General features: G+C 73.0%; 13 protein-coding genes. 10 read left to right on the forward strand and 3 right to left on the reverse strand.

Annotated elements, in window-relative coordinates:
- Nucleotides 1-52 precede the first annotated feature (52 nt).
- The 5 genes from Q9R26_RS00955 to Q9R26_RS00975 all read left to right on the forward strand — a co-directional run bounded on the left by Q9R26_RS00955 (nt 53) and on the right by Q9R26_RS00975 (nt 5477).
- Nucleotides 53-895 (forward strand): helix-turn-helix transcriptional regulator, encoded by an 843-nt coding sequence (locus Q9R26_RS00955; RefSeq protein WP_311226303.1) that lies wholly within the window; start codon nt 53-55, stop codon nt 893-895.
- A gap of 196 nt (nt 896-1091) precedes the next feature.
- On the forward strand, nt 1092-2090 hold the full coding sequence (locus Q9R26_RS00960) for a RimK family alpha-L-glutamate ligase (RefSeq protein ID WP_182065105.1): 999 nt from the start codon (nt 1092-1094) through the stop codon (nt 2088-2090).
- A gap of 85 nt (nt 2091-2175) precedes the next feature.
- On the forward strand, nt 2176-3216 hold the full coding sequence (locus Q9R26_RS00965) for an LLM class flavin-dependent oxidoreductase (RefSeq protein WP_311226304.1): 1041 nt from the start codon (nt 2176-2178) through the stop codon (nt 3214-3216).
- Nucleotides 3216-4535 (forward strand): PLP-dependent transferase, encoded by a 1320-nt coding sequence (locus Q9R26_RS00970; RefSeq protein WP_311226305.1) that lies wholly within the window; start codon nt 3216-3218, stop codon nt 4533-4535. Before Q9R26_RS00965 ends, Q9R26_RS00970 begins: the two co-directional genes overlap by 1 nt.
- Before the next feature lie 9 nt (nt 4536-4544).
- On the forward strand, nt 4545-5477 hold the full coding sequence (locus tag Q9R26_RS00975) for a 4-(cytidine 5'-diphospho)-2-C-methyl-D-erythritol kinase (protein WP_311226306.1): 933 nt from the start codon (nt 4545-4547) through the stop codon (nt 5475-5477).
- A 63-nt stretch (nt 5478-5540) separates the two neighbouring features.
- Here Q9R26_RS00975 and Q9R26_RS00980 read toward each other — a convergent pair whose 3' ends face one another.
- Nucleotides 5541-7193, reverse strand: a complete 1653-nt coding sequence (locus Q9R26_RS00980) for a glycosyltransferase family 39 protein (RefSeq protein ID WP_311226307.1) — start codon at nt 7191-7193, stop codon at nt 5541-5543.
- 95 nt (nt 7194-7288) lie between these two features.
- Between Q9R26_RS00980 and Q9R26_RS00985 the strand changes: the two genes are divergently transcribed.
- From Q9R26_RS00985 to Q9R26_RS01005, 5 genes are read left to right on the forward strand one after another with little or no spacing between them, the layout of a single operon-like run.
- Nucleotides 7289-8341: a ThiF family adenylyltransferase gene (locus tag Q9R26_RS00985; RefSeq protein ID WP_311226308.1), complete on the forward strand. Its 1053-nt coding sequence runs from the start codon at nt 7289-7291 to the stop codon at nt 8339-8341.
- Nucleotides 8342-8400: 59 nt separating this feature from the next.
- Nucleotides 8401-8817, forward strand: a complete 417-nt coding sequence (locus Q9R26_RS00990) for a TOBE domain-containing protein (protein WP_311226309.1) — start codon at nt 8401-8403, stop codon at nt 8815-8817.
- A complete protein-coding gene (gene modA, locus Q9R26_RS00995) occupies nt 8814-9617 on the forward strand; it encodes a molybdate ABC transporter substrate-binding protein (protein ID WP_311226310.1) in 804 nt (267 codons plus the stop codon). Before Q9R26_RS00990 ends, modA begins: the two co-directional genes overlap by 4 nt.
- Before the next feature lie 3 nt (nt 9618-9620).
- Nucleotides 9621-10421: an ABC transporter permease gene (locus Q9R26_RS01000; RefSeq protein WP_311226311.1), complete on the forward strand. Its 801-nt coding sequence runs from the start codon at nt 9621-9623 to the stop codon at nt 10419-10421.
- Nucleotides 10418-11458 (forward strand): ABC transporter ATP-binding protein, encoded by a 1041-nt coding sequence (locus Q9R26_RS01005; RefSeq protein WP_311226312.1) that lies wholly within the window; start codon nt 10418-10420, stop codon nt 11456-11458. Before Q9R26_RS01000 ends, Q9R26_RS01005 begins: the two co-directional genes overlap by 4 nt.
- A 134-nt stretch (nt 11459-11592) precedes the next feature.
- Here Q9R26_RS01005 and Q9R26_RS01010 read toward each other — a convergent pair whose 3' ends face one another.
- Nucleotides 11593-11832 carry a MoaD/ThiS family protein gene (locus tag Q9R26_RS01010; RefSeq protein WP_182065097.1) on the reverse strand — a complete coding sequence of 80 codons (240 nt, stop codon included), beginning with the start codon at nt 11830-11832 and terminating at the stop codon, nt 11593-11595.
- Between the two features lie 3 nt (nt 11833-11835).
- Complete coding sequence (gene moaA / locus Q9R26_RS01015) at nt 11836-12888, reverse strand: GTP 3',8-cyclase MoaA (RefSeq protein ID WP_182065096.1); 1053 nt, start codon at nt 12886-12888, stop codon at nt 11836-11838.
- Nucleotides 12889-12891 lie beyond the last annotated feature (3 nt).

Here is a 12891-nt window from a genome sequence, read left to right on the forward strand (position 1 = left end):
GGGGGATCGGCGATCCCTGGCACCTCGACGCGAACCGGACGATGATCGACCCATGGACCGTGCCGCGCTCGCCGACTTCCTCCGCCGTCGCCGGGAGCTGTTGCGCCCCGAGGACGTCGGTCTCGGGCAGGGTCCGCGACGCCGGACCCCGGGGCTCCGCCGTGAGGAGGTCGCCGCCCTCGCCGGGATGTCCGTCGACTACTACACGCGACTCGAGCAGCAGCGCGGTCCACAGCCGTCCGAGCAGATGATCGCGGCGATCGCCCGGGCCCTGCGCTGCAGCCTCGACGAGCGCGACCACCTGTTCCACCTGGCCGGGCAGAACGCCCCGACCCGGATGCACCGCGCCGACCACGTCGACCCCGCCATCCTGCGCGTGCTCGACCGGCTCGAGGACACCCCGGCGATCGTCGTGAGCCACCTGGGCGAGACCCTGGTCGAGAACCGGCTCGCTGCGGCACTCCTCGGCAGCTCGGTCGGCCTGGCCGGCAACCAGCGGTACCAGGCTTGGCGGTGGTTCGTGACGGGCGAGGAACGCGCCAAGTACGCACCCGAGCAGCACGGACGACTGGGGCGGACCGTCGTCGCGTCGCTCCGCGCGACCGTCAGCCTGGCCGGTCCGGGCGACCGCCGGGCCGCCGAGCTCATCGCCGAGCTGGAGGCCCGCAGCCCCGAGTTCCGCCAGCTCTGGGCGAAGCACGAGGTCGCCACGCGCTGGTCGGACAACAAGACGATCGTGCAGCCGGAGCTCGGCCGCATCACCGTCGACTGCCAGGTGCTGCACACCGACGACCAGGCGCAGGCACTGCTGCTGTTCACGGCGCCTCCGGGATCGGAGGACGCGCAGAAGCTCGAGCTCCTCGGCGTCGTCGGACAGCAGACCTTCGCCGGCTGAAGACCTCGCACGGTGCGAGGTCGACCACCGCCGGTACCGAACGGTGCGAGGTTCCGTACGCCGTGCGACGGCGAGCAGGTCGCACCGCGTACGGAACCTCGCACCGAGCGACCAGGACCCCGTGCGGCCCTCGCCGCGAAGCAACGCCGCGTCACACACTTGGGCACGTGCGGTATACCGTGCCTAGGGTGGGGGCGTGAGCACTCCCCGCGTGTACGTCATCCACGAGAACCCCGAGTGGTTCCCGCCGCTCGCCGCCGCCTTCCAGGCTGAGGGCGTCCCGGTCGAGGAGATCCTGCTGACCGAGGGGCAGATCGATCTTGCGGCCGAGCCGGCACCCGGCGTCTACTGGAGCCGCATGTCCGCGAGCTCCCACACCCGCGGCCACGAGCACAGCAAGGAGTACACCCGGGCGATCCTCGGCTGGCTCGAGCGCGCCGGCCGCCAGGTCGTGGGCGGCAGCCACGTGCTCGAGCTCGAGGTGTCGAAGGTCGCCCAGCACGGTCTCCTGCAGCAGGCCGGGTTCGACGTGCCCCGCACCACCGCCGTGTTCGGCACGTCGACGCTCAAGGACGCCGCCCGCACCTTCACCGACGGGCAGGACGTGCCGTTCATCACGAAGCACAACCAGGGCGGCAAGGGCCTGGGCGTGCGGCGGTTCGACTCGCTCGCCGAGTTCGACGCCTACGTCGACAGCCCCGAGTTCGAGGCCCCGGTCGACGGCATCACCCTGCTGCAGGAGTACCTGACGGCCCGAGAGCCCTTCATCACCCGCGTCGAGTTCGTCGGCGGCGAGTTCGTCTACGCCGTCCGCGTCGACACGAGCGCCGGCAGCTTCGAGCTCTGCCCGGCCGACGCGTGCGAGGTCCCGCAGACCATCGCGGGTGCGGTCTGCGACGTCCCCGGCACCGAGATCGCCGGGGCGCCCCCGGCGTTCAGCGTCCGCACCGAGGTCACCGCCGAGCACCCGCTGGTCCAGCAGCTCCGCACGTTCCTCGCCGACCAGCGCATCACCATCGCGGGCGTCGAGTTCATGGAGACGACGGACGGCCGCACCGTGGTCTACGACATCAACACGAACACGAACTACAACCCCACGGTCGAGGAGTCCGCGCCGGCCTCCGGCCCGCGCTCCATCGCCCGGTACCTCGGTGGCCTCCTGGCCGACGAGTACGCGGCGCAGCTCACGGCCTGAGGACGCTAGACCCACCGGACTGGAGGCCCGTGGCGGGCCCGCCACGGGCCTCCCGTCCGCCTTCCCACACCCCCAAGGAACCATCGTGCGATTCGGATACTGGACCCCGCTCTTCGGCGGCTGGCTGCGCAACGTCGACAACGAGAACATGCCGGTCACCTTCGACTACGTGAAGCGCCTGGCGCAGCGCGCCGAGCGGATCGGCTTCGACCTGACGCTCGTGCCGGAGCTCAACCTCAACGACATCAAGGGCACCGCGGCGCCCTCGCTCGAGGCCTGGTCGCTCGCGGCGGCGATCGCGGCGACGACCGAGCGCCTCGAGATCATGGCGGCGATGCGTCCCGGGTACCACCTGCCGGCGGTGACGGCGAAGCAGGCGGCGACGATCGACGACATCTCGTGCGGCCGGTTCACCTTCAACGTCGTGAGCGCCTGGTGGGCGGAGGAGGCGAAGCAGTACGGCGGGATCTTCTCGGAGCACGACGACCGGTACAAGCGCACCGCGGAGTTCGTCGAGGTCATGAAGGGCCTGTGGCGCGAGACCCCGTACTCGTTCTCGGGCGAGTACTACGACATCGAGAACGCGCACCTCGAGCCGAAGCCCCGCGTGACGCCGCGCATCTACGCCGGTGGGGAGAGCGAGGCCGGCAAGGCCGCGATCACCGGGTACGCCGACGCCTACGTCACGCACGGCGGCACCGTCGAGGAACTCCGCGCGAAGATCGACGAGATGAAGCAGCGCCGCGTCGACGCCGGCCTGCCGCCGTTCGAGGCGTTCGGCATGGCCGCGTACGTCATCGTGCGCGAGACCGAGGAAGAGGCGCAGGCGGAACTCGCCCGGATCACCGACGTGCAGCACGGCGGGGCGTACGAGTCGTACCAGGACTTCATCTCGAAGTCGCAGCTCGAGCACGTGCCCTCGCTCGAGGACTACTCGGTGTCGAACCGCGGCCTGCGCCCCGGGTTCGTCGGGACGCCGTCGCAGGTGGCGGACCGCATCCGGGAATTCGAGGACGCCGGGGTCGACACGCTCCTGCTGCAGTTCTCGCCGCAGCTCGAGGAGATGGACCGGTTCGGCGAGCAGGTCATCACGCTCGTCCGGCAGTCGGTCGGGGCGCAGTCCTGATGGGTGCCGCGTCGACCAACGCCGAGGACGGCTGGGCGTTCGAGACCCGCCAGATCCGCGCCGGCTTCAAGGCCGACCCGGGTTGGGGCGCGAACGTACCGCCGATCGCGCAGAGCGCCGCGTACGTCTACCCGTCGGGCGAGGACGCCGCCGCACGCTTCATGCTCGACGCCCCCGGCCACACCTACACGCGGGTGAACAACCCGTCGGCCGCAGCACTCGAGCGCCGGATCGCCGACCTCGAGGGCGGGATCGGTGCGCTGGCGCTGGCGTCCGGGCAGGCGGCGACGTCGCTGGCCGTGCTCGGCGTCGCACGCGCCGGTGACCACGTGGTGTCGAGCGCCTCGCTGTACGGCGCGACCTACACGCTGTTCGCCTCGACCCTGCGGGACCTCGGCATCACCTTCACGTTCGTGCAGGACCCGACCGACCTGTCCGAGTGGGCGTCGGCGGTGCGCCCGGAGACGAAGGCGTTCTTCGGCGAGTCCATCCCGAACCCCCGCGGGGACGTCCTGGACTTCGCCGGGGTGGCCGCGGTCGCGCACGAGGCCGGTGTGCCGCTCATCGTCGACAACACCATCGCGACGCCGTACCTGGTGCGCCCGATCGAGCACGGTGCCGACATCGTCGTGCACTCGGCGACGAAGTACCTGGCCGGGCACGGCAGCGCCATCGCCGGGCTCATCGTCGACAGCGGGAACTTCGACTGGGCCGCGCACGCCGAGCAGTACCCGCAGCTGGCCTCGACCGAGCAGTCCGGGTTCGCGAACACGAACTTCGCCGAGAAGTTCGGGCGACGGGCGTTCATCCAGCGCACCCGCTCGAAGCTGTCCGCCGACCTCGGGCCCGCGATCGCACCGTTCAACGCGTTCCTGGTGCTGCAGGGCATCCAGACGCTGTCACTCCGCATGGACCGACACGTGTCGAACGCCGCCACGGTGGCGTCCTGGCTGGACGCGCACGACCAGGTCGAGCACGTGCACTACGCCGGCCTGCCGGACTCGCCGTGGCACCACCTGCAGCAGCGCTACGTGCCGAAGGGGCCGTCGGCCGTGCTGTCGTTCGACCTGGCCGGCGGGGTCGCCGCGGGCCGACGGTTCGTGGCGGCGCTCGAGCTGTTCGACCACGTCTCGAACCTCGGTGACGTCCGCTCGCTCGTCGTGCACCCCGCATCGACCACCCACGTGCAGATGTCCTCCGCCGAGCGGGCGGCCGCCGGGGTGGGGGACGGTCTCATCCGCCTGTCGATCGGCCTCGAGCACATCGACGACATCACCGCGGACCTGGCGCGGGGGTTCACGGCAGCCGCAGCGGGATAGGTTGGGGGCATGACCACGTTGGCCGCACCGACCCGCGTACGGACGCGCGCCCCCGGCAAGATCAACGTGTTCCTGTCCGTCGGGGCGCTGCAGGACGACGGCTACCACGACGTCGCCACGGCGTACCAGGCGGTGTCCCTGTACGAGGACGTCACCGCCGAAGCCGCCGACGACTTCTCGGTCACCTTCACGGGTCCGATCGACACCAGCACCGTGCCGGTCGACGAGTCGAACCTGGCCATCCGTGCGGCCCGGCTCGTGGCCGACGCGGCCGGACACCGCGGCGGGGTGCGGTTGACCATCGACAAGCAGGTGCCCGTCGCCGGCGGGATGGGCGGTGGCTCCGCGGACGCCGCGGCGACCCTGCTCGCCGTCGACACGCTCTGGGGCACCGCGCTCGGTCGCGAAGAGCTGCTCCGGCTCGCCGCGCAGCTCGGCGCTGACGTGCCGTTCGCCTTCGCCGGCGGCACCGCCGTGGGCACCGGCCGCGGTGACGAGCTGAGCCCGGCGCTGGCCAAGGGCGAGTTCCACTGGGTCCTCGCCCTGAGCGACGACGGGTTGAGCACCCCGGCCGTCTACCGTGCGCTCGACGAGCACCGGGAGCGGTACCGAGCCGACATCTCCCCGGCGCCGTCGCACCCCGTGGTCGAGGCGAACGTGCTGCAGGCCCTGCGCGCCGGCGACCCCGACCTGCTCGCCGACTGCGTCCACAACGACCTGCAGGCTCCGGCCATGCGGCTGCAGCCCCGGCTCGCGGCGACGCTCGAGCTCGGCGAGAAGTCCGGTGCCCTGGCCGGCCTGGTGTCCGGGAGCGGCCCGACGGTGGCGTTCCTGGTGGGCGACCGCGACGCCGCGCTCGAGCTGCAGGTCGAGCTCAGCGCCGCCGGGCTCGTCGCACTCCGTGCCACCGGCCCGGTGCACGGCGCTCGCGTGCTGCACTGACCCGACGCCCCGGCGCAGCCGTCGACGGCTGGAGCGCCACCGTCAGCGGCTGGACCGCCACCGTCAGCGGCTGTACTTCCAGAGGATGACCGTGCCGGTGTGCCAGTAGCGCACGACGTGGAACCCCTCGGCCACAAGCGTGTCGGTGACCTGCGGGCGGATGTTCCGCGACTTGCCGCCGACGAACCACACGGTGTCGATCCCCGAGACCCGCTCGGGCACCGTCGTCGCGATGTCGCCGTTGACGTTCCAGAGCTGGCCGCGTTCGGCACCGGTCTCGGCGACGGCGAGGTCGCGCATCCCGGTGAAGGCCTCGGGGTAGGAGTCGGCGATCACCTGCGCGGTGGTGCCCGGGTGCTCCCAGACACTGCCGAAGACGACGCCCTCGTTCTGGTCGGTGCGGCGGTCCCGCTCGCGCTCGATGATCGCCGCCGCGTTCGCCCAGTGCGAGTCCTGCTTGGCGTGGGGCAGCCGGACGATCGTGCTCGTCGGTGCTGACACGAGCAGCATCCCGACGACCGCGAGCGCCAGCCACCGCCGGGGCCGGATCGCCGTGATCGCCAGGCCGATGAGCAGCGCGACGAACGGCAGGCTCAGGCTGGCGTACTTCGGGGAGTACAGGTGCTCCCCGGCCGCGGTCGCGCCGACGAGCAGTGCGGTGGGCAGGACCGTCAGGGGGACGGCGACGCGAAGGGCCTGCATCCGCAGCAGGTCACGGGAAGCGGGGGAGGGGCGTCGCGCCGCGCGCACGGCGAGCACGACGCCGACGATCATCAGGACCCACCCGAGCACCGCGTACGGCCAGACGGCACCGAACCAGGCGGTCGCGACGACCTGGCGCACGGTGGCCCACCCGACGCCGGTGATCCAGCCGACCTGCTTGGCCTGACCTGCGGCGAGGACGATGAACGGCGACACCGCGAGGGCGGCCCCGACGGCGGCGACACCCCAGCGCACGAGCGCGGCGCGGTCGACCATCGGCGCGGCCACCGGACCGCTTCGCTGCGAGAGCACGGCGTCGCGCCGTGCGGCACGGTCGGCGACGGCGGTCCAGAGGAGCACGACCCCGTGCGCGACGACGGCCAGGGCCAGGTAGACGTTGAACAGCACGGCCACCACGGCGAGCAGGCCGTAGACGACCCACCACCGGGTCGCGTGGTGCCGGGTCCGGGTGCGCCGGACCGCGGTGATCCCCACGAGGGTCAGCGCGACGGCGAAGGTCGTGACGGTGGCGTACGGGCGCCCCTCGGTGCCGGCCCAGGCGACGCGGGGCAGGACCAGGAACACGATCCCGGAGACGACGCCGAGCCGCACACCGCCGAGCCGACGGCCGAGGGCGACGACGAGCCCGGCGGAGACCCCGATGGCCAGGGCACTCGGGAACCGCAGCGTGAACGGCGAGTACCCGACGAGCGTGAACCAGACGTGCATCACGGCGTAGTACAGGCCGTGGACGGCGTCGACGTTCTGCAGCTCGGCCCAGAGCGCCGGCCAGCTCCGCTGCGCGCTCGCGATGGTCGCGGCCTCGTCGTACCAGACCGACGGCACCCAGCTGAAGGCCGCGGCGACGACGACGCCGAGCGCGCCGACGGTGATCTCGGGGGTCCGCGCGAGGGCCCGGACGGCCGCCACGACGACCCCGCGCGAGCGCGCACGCACCGACGCGTCCGACGTCGTGCGTCGGACCGGGACGGTACCGGTACGCGGGGAACTCACGTCCGCGACCGTACCGATCTGCTCTGGGGATCCGCCGCGTCCGGGCGTTGAACTCTCACATGCAGGCGTTCGGTGCGACGGGCCAGAATGACGGGATGGAACCCCTCGTCGCCCCCGCCGCCGCGCTCTCCCCGGGACGGACGCAGCTCGGTTCGCGGACCGCCGCGCTCGCCGACGTCGGGGTCACCGGGCTGCGCCGCCTGGCCACATCGCGCATCCTCGTCGTCGGGGCCGGCGGGCTCGGGGCGCCGGTGGTCGCGTACCTCGCCGGGATCGGTCGGCTCACGGTGGTCGACCCCGACGTGGTCGACGCCTCGAACCTGGCCAGGCAGACGCTCTTCACGGCCGCGGACGTCGGCTCGCCGAAGGCGCAGGTCGCGGTCGCCCGAGCCGTCGCCGTCGACCCGGAACTCGACGCGGTCGCCGTGGTCGGGTCGTTCACGCCGGACCTGGTCGCCGGGCACGACGTCGTGGTCGACGCCGCCGACTCGGTCGTGGTCACTCGGGCCGTCTCGGACGCCTGCGCCGCGGCCGGCGTGCCGTTCGTGTGGGGCACCGTGCTCGGCCACGACGGGCAGGTCAGCGTCTTCCGCGACGCCGGAGGTGACGGCGTCGACTTCCACGACCTGCACCCCGACGCCCTGCCCGACGAGGGCTCGTGCGCCCTCGACGGCGTCGTCCCGGCACTGTGCGGCGCGGTCGGTGCGGTGATGGCGGGGCAGGTCTTCGCCTTGGTCACCGGCAGCGGCGACCCCCTGCTCGGACGCGTCCTGACCGTCGACGCCCGCCGGTGGCGCTGGACGGAGAGCCCCGTCCGTCGTGGTCCCGCCTCGCGTCGACCGGCACCCGCCGTCGCCGCGGCGCCGCGCATCGCGCCGGCAGCCCTGGCCGCCAGGGTGGCGGACCCGTCGGATCCGCTGGTCGTCGTCGACGTCCGGACCGCCGAGGAACGCGCGGCCGGCGTGGTCGCCGGTGCCGTCACCGACGACACCGGTTCGGACGAGGTCGTCGTCTACTGCGCGCGCGGACCCCGTGCGGACGCGTGGGCGGCGCGGCAGCCGGCCGGGAGGCGCGTGGCGGTCCTCGACGGCGGCTTCGAGGCCTGGCGTCGCGAGGGCCTGCCCGTGGCGATCGAGCACCGGTCCTGACCTCGTTCGGTCACGTCCACTGCGCCTGCCGCCGCGTCTGCGGGTAGGATTGGTCGATCATGACGCAACTGCGGGTACGGGACGCTGCGGCCTTCCTCGGGATCAGTGACGACACCGTGCGCCGGCTCGTCGACGGGGGCACCTTCACCCGTGCCACGGACGACGCGGGGCGAGCCGTGGTCGACGGTCGCGAGGTCGCCGCGTACGCACGGGAACGCAGCACCGAGCCGACCGACCCGGCGTCCGCGGTGAAGAGCTCGGCGCGCAACCGCTTCGTCGGGATCGTCACCGACCTGGTCGTCGACACCGTGATGGCGCAGGTCGAACTGCAGTGCGGCCCGCACCGCGTGGTGTCCCTGATGAGTGCCGAGGCCGTCCGCGACCTGGGGCTCGAGGTCGGTTCCGTCGCGGTGGCGTCCGTCAAGGCCACGATGGTCGCGGTCGAGGCACCCGCACGGCACGAGGACGAACGATGAGCCTCCTCCGGCCGTTCGCGGCGCTGGCCCTCGCCGCCACCGTCGCGCTCGGGCTCGCAGCGTGCACGGCTCCGGACACGGGCTCGGGGGCCCAGGCCCCGGCGGGGTCCGACACCGAGGGGCCGACCGGTTCGATCACCGTGTTCGCCGCCGCGTCCCTGCAGCAGACCTTCACGACCCTGGGCAAGCGGTTCGAGACCGCGAACCCCGGCGCCTCGATCCGGTTCTCGTTCGCCGGCTCGAGCGACCTCGTCACCCAGATCCAGAACGGTGCCCCCGCCGACGTGTTCGCGTCCGCCGACGAAGCGAACATGGCGAAGCTGTCGTCGACCGACCTGGCGAGCGGATCGCCGCGGGACTTCGCGACGAACGTCCTCGAGATCGCCGTCGCTCCGGGCAACCCGAAGGGCATCACGGACCTCGACGACCTGACGGCTCCGGGCGTCCAGCTCGTCACGTGCGCCGCCCCGGTGCCGTGCGGTGCCGCGACGGCGGAGGTCGAGTCCGCATCGGGCGTCGATCTCGAGCCGGTCAGCGAGGAGCAGTCGGTCACCGACGTGCTCGGCAAGGTCGAATCCGGTCAGGCCGACGCCGGACTCGTCTACGTGACGGACGTCCGAGGGGCCGGCGGCAAGGTCGACGGCGTGCCGTTCGACGAGTCGGCCACGGCCGTCAACACGTACCCGATCGGCGTGCTCCGGGATTCGGAGGACCCGGCGCTCGCGCAGGCGTTCTCGGAGTACGTCCGCTCCGCCGCCGGGCAGCGTGTGCTCGCCGACGCGGGTTTCGGGAAGCCCTGACCCGTGGCTCCGCGCGCTGACGGACGGCCGCCGGTCGCGTGGTGGCTCCCGCTGCCCGCGGTGCTCGGCGGGCTGTTCGTCGTCGTGCCCGTGCTCGCGATGCTCGGCCGGGTGGACTGGTCGTCGTTCGTCGGGCTCGTGACCTCCACTGCGTCGCTGACCGCGCTCGGGCTCAGCCTCGGCACGGCGCTCGCGGCCACGGGTGTCGCGTTCGTCCTCGGGTACCCGCTCGCCGTGCTGTTCGCGCGGTCGCGGTCACGGTGGGTCGGCGTCGCCCGGGCCGTCGTGCTCCTACCGCTCGTCCTGCCGCCGGTGGTCGGCGGCCTCGCGCTGCTCGCGGCCTTCGGTCGGCTCGGGGTGGTCGGGGCCTTCCTCGACGACCACGGCCTGCACATCGCGTTCACCACGACGGCGGTGGTCATCGCGCAGACCTTCGTCGCGATGCCGTTCCTGGTGTCCTCGGTCGAGGGGGCACTCCGCGTCGAGGGCGACCGCTACGAGCGGGTCGCCGCGACCCTGGGCGCCGGACCGACCCGGACCTTCCTGACCGTCACGACGCCGCGGGTCCTGCCGGGGATCGTGTCCGGGCTGGTGCTCTGCTTCGCCCGGGCGCTCGGCGAGTTCGGCGCCACCCTGACCTTCGCCGGCAGCCTGCAGGGGGTCACCCGGACCCTGCCGCTCGAGGTCTACCTGCAGCGTGAGGTCGACCCGGACACCGCGGTGGCCCTGTCGGTCGTGCTCGTCGTGGTGGCCGTCGTCGTCATCGGCGCCTCGTCGTTCCGGACCCGCGGAGCCCTGGCGTGACGGCCGAGGGCACGGTGGGCGTCCGGGCACACGTCGTCGTCGGGTCGCGGGACGTCGACGTCGCGATCGAGGTCCGAGCGGGGGAGTGCCTGGCCATCATCGGGCCGAACGGTGCCGGCAAGTCGACGCTGCTCGAGGCCCTGGCCGGCCTGCTGCCGATCGACGCCGGCCGGATCGAACTCGGCGGGGTGCAGGTCTCGAGCCCGCGGCACACCGTGCCCGCGCACCGTCGTCGGACCGGACTCGTCGCGCAGCGGTCCGACCTGTTTCCGTTCCTCGACGTCGTCGGGAACGTCGCCTTCGGGCCCCGTGCGGCCGGAGCAGGTCGTGCCACGGCCCGGGAACGTGCCCTCGACGCGCTCGACACCGTCGGGGTCGCCGACCTGGCCACCCGCCACCCCGGAGCACTCTCGGGCGGTCAGGCGCAGCGCGTCGCGATCGCCCGGGCGCTCGCCACCGAACCGGCGGTGCTGCTGCTCGACGAACCGACCTCGGCGCTCGACGTCGGCGCGCAGGACGAGGTCCGCGCGGCACTCCGGACCGCGGTCGCCGGCCGGCCCGCCGTGCTCGTCACGCACGACCCGGTCGAGGTCGTCGCCCTGGCCGACCGCGTCGTCGTGCTCGAGGGCGGACGGATGGTGGAGCAGGGCACCCCCGCGGCCGTGCTCGGTCGTCCGACGAGTGCGTTCGCCGCGACGTTCTCCGGGCTCGCGCTGGTGCGCGGGACCGCCACCGGGGGTGGGATCGCGATCGACGGCGGGGGCGAGCTGGCGTCGGGGACGCACGCCGTGCCTCCCGGCCGGCCCGCCCTGGCTGCGTTCCACCCGACGGCCGCCGTGCTGACGCGGGACGGTGCCGGAGCCACGCGCACCGTCTCGTCGCTCGAACCGCGCGACGGACTGGTGCGTGTCCGGGCCGGTGACCTGGTGGCGGACCTGACGCTCGCCCGGCTCACCGCGCTCGGGATCGCCCCCGGCGACGCGGTGCGCATCGACGTCCCCGCAGCCGAGGTGGCGGTCTACGCGCCCCCTGGTTGAACCAGGCCGTTGCGTGCGTACCTGGTCGCATCGGGTATGCCGGGTCGATTCGGGCGTACCTGGTCAGGAGTTCCGACACGGTATGCCCGAAAACGCCTGGTATCGCGGGCGTTCTGGGAAGGAACGGGCGCCGCTCAGCCCCCGGCGAAGGGCGGCATGACGTCGACGACCTCGACACCGTGGAGCGCAGTCGCCCGGTCACGCGTCGTCACGCCGTCGACCAGGTACGAGCAACGCTCCTGCAGGGCCGTCCAGCGCTCGGGGTCCGCGGGCACGACCTCGCGCACCGCCTGGTCGATCGTGTCGGCCGTGGTCGTCATCGAGTCGACACCCACGGCGGCCCGGGCAGCGGCGAAGAACCGGATCGTGGTCATGCCTCAGCCGCCGATCGCACTCATGCCACGCGTCGGGTGCACGAGCTCGTCGCTGTCGTCACCGTGGTCGCGCGGCTTCGCCCACATCGCGAGCCGCCAGAGCTCGGCGACGTGGTCGTCGTCGGCCCCGGAGCGCATCGGCCCGAGCACGTCGGTCTCCTCGTCGGAGAACAGGCAGCTGCGCACGTGCCCGTCGGCGGTCAGCCGGGTCCGGGTGCAGTCGGCGCAGAACGACTCGGTGATGCTCGCGATGATCCCGACGGTGCCGAGCGGCTCCCCGGTGACCGCATCGTGCACGCGGTACCGCTCGGCCGGGGCACCGTCGCGCGGAGCGTCGTCGGGCGTGAGCACGAACGACGTCGCCAGCAGCGCGCGGGTCTCGGCGGCGGTGATCATCGAGGTGCGGTCCCAGGCGTGGTCGGGGTCGAGGGGCATCTGCTCGATGAACCGCAGCTCGTAGCCACGCTCCAGGCACCAGCGGAGGAGCTCCGGGGCGGCCTCGTCGTTGATGCCGCGCAGCAGCACCGCGTTCACCTTGATGTCGAGTCCGGCGTCGTGCGCGGCCGACAGCCCGGCGATGACCTTGTCGAGGAACGGGCGGCGGGTCACGGTGGTGAAGACGTCGGGGTCGACGGTGTCGAGCGACACGTTCACGCGCCGCAGCCCGGCGTCGTACAGGCCCTGGGCACGGTGGGCCAGGCCGATGGCGTTCGTGGTGAGCGACAGCTCCGGCGCGTCGGGCAGCGCGGCGCACCGGGCGATCACGTCGACCAGGTCGTGCCGGAGCATCGGCTCGCCGCCGGTGAACCGGACCTTGCGGACGCCGAACCGCGACGAGCCGATCCGCACCAGGCGCTCGATCTCGGTCGCCGTCATCAGGGCCTCGTCGGGGGCGAACGGCAGCCCGGCCGCGGGCATGCAGTACGTGCAGCGCAGGTTGCAGCGCTCGGTCAGCGACACCCGCAGGTCGACGGCGCGACGCCCGAACCGGTCGACGAGCCCGGCGGGAGCCGGGTCCACGGAGCCGGTCGTGCCGAGCAGGATCGCGGGTGCCATGGT

This window comes from Curtobacterium sp. BRB10 (assembly GCF_031844325.1).
In the GTDB taxonomy this organism is placed as follows: domain Bacteria; phylum Actinomycetota; class Actinomycetes; order Actinomycetales; family Microbacteriaceae; genus Curtobacterium; species Curtobacterium poinsettiae_A.

Coding starts and splice junctions, on each gene's coding strand:
- Q9R26_RS00955 (WP_311226303.1), top strand. CDS start 53: ATGGACCGTGCCGCGCTCGCCGACTTCCTCCGCCGTCGCCGGGAGCTG.
- Q9R26_RS00970 (WP_311226305.1), top strand. CDS start 3,216: ATGGGTGCCGCGTCGACCAACGCCGAGGACGGCTGGGCGTTCGAGACC.
- Q9R26_RS00975 (WP_311226306.1), top strand. CDS start 4,545: ATGACCACGTTGGCCGCACCGACCCGCGTACGGACGCGCGCCCCCGGC.
- Q9R26_RS00985 (WP_311226308.1), top strand. CDS start 7,289: ATGGAACCCCTCGTCGCCCCCGCCGCCGCGCTCTCCCCGGGACGGACG.
- Q9R26_RS00990 (WP_311226309.1), top strand. CDS start 8,401: ATGACGCAACTGCGGGTACGGGACGCTGCGGCCTTCCTCGGGATCAGT.
- modA (WP_311226310.1), top strand. CDS start 8,814: ATGAGCCTCCTCCGGCCGTTCGCGGCGCTGGCCCTCGCCGCCACCGTC.
- Q9R26_RS01010 (WP_182065097.1), bottom strand. CDS start 11,832: ATGACCACGATCCGGTTCTTCGCCGCTGCCCGGGCCGCCGTGGGTGTC.
- moaA (WP_182065096.1), bottom strand. CDS start 12,888: ATGGCACCCGCGATCCTGCTCGGCACGACCGGCTCCGTGGACCCGGCT.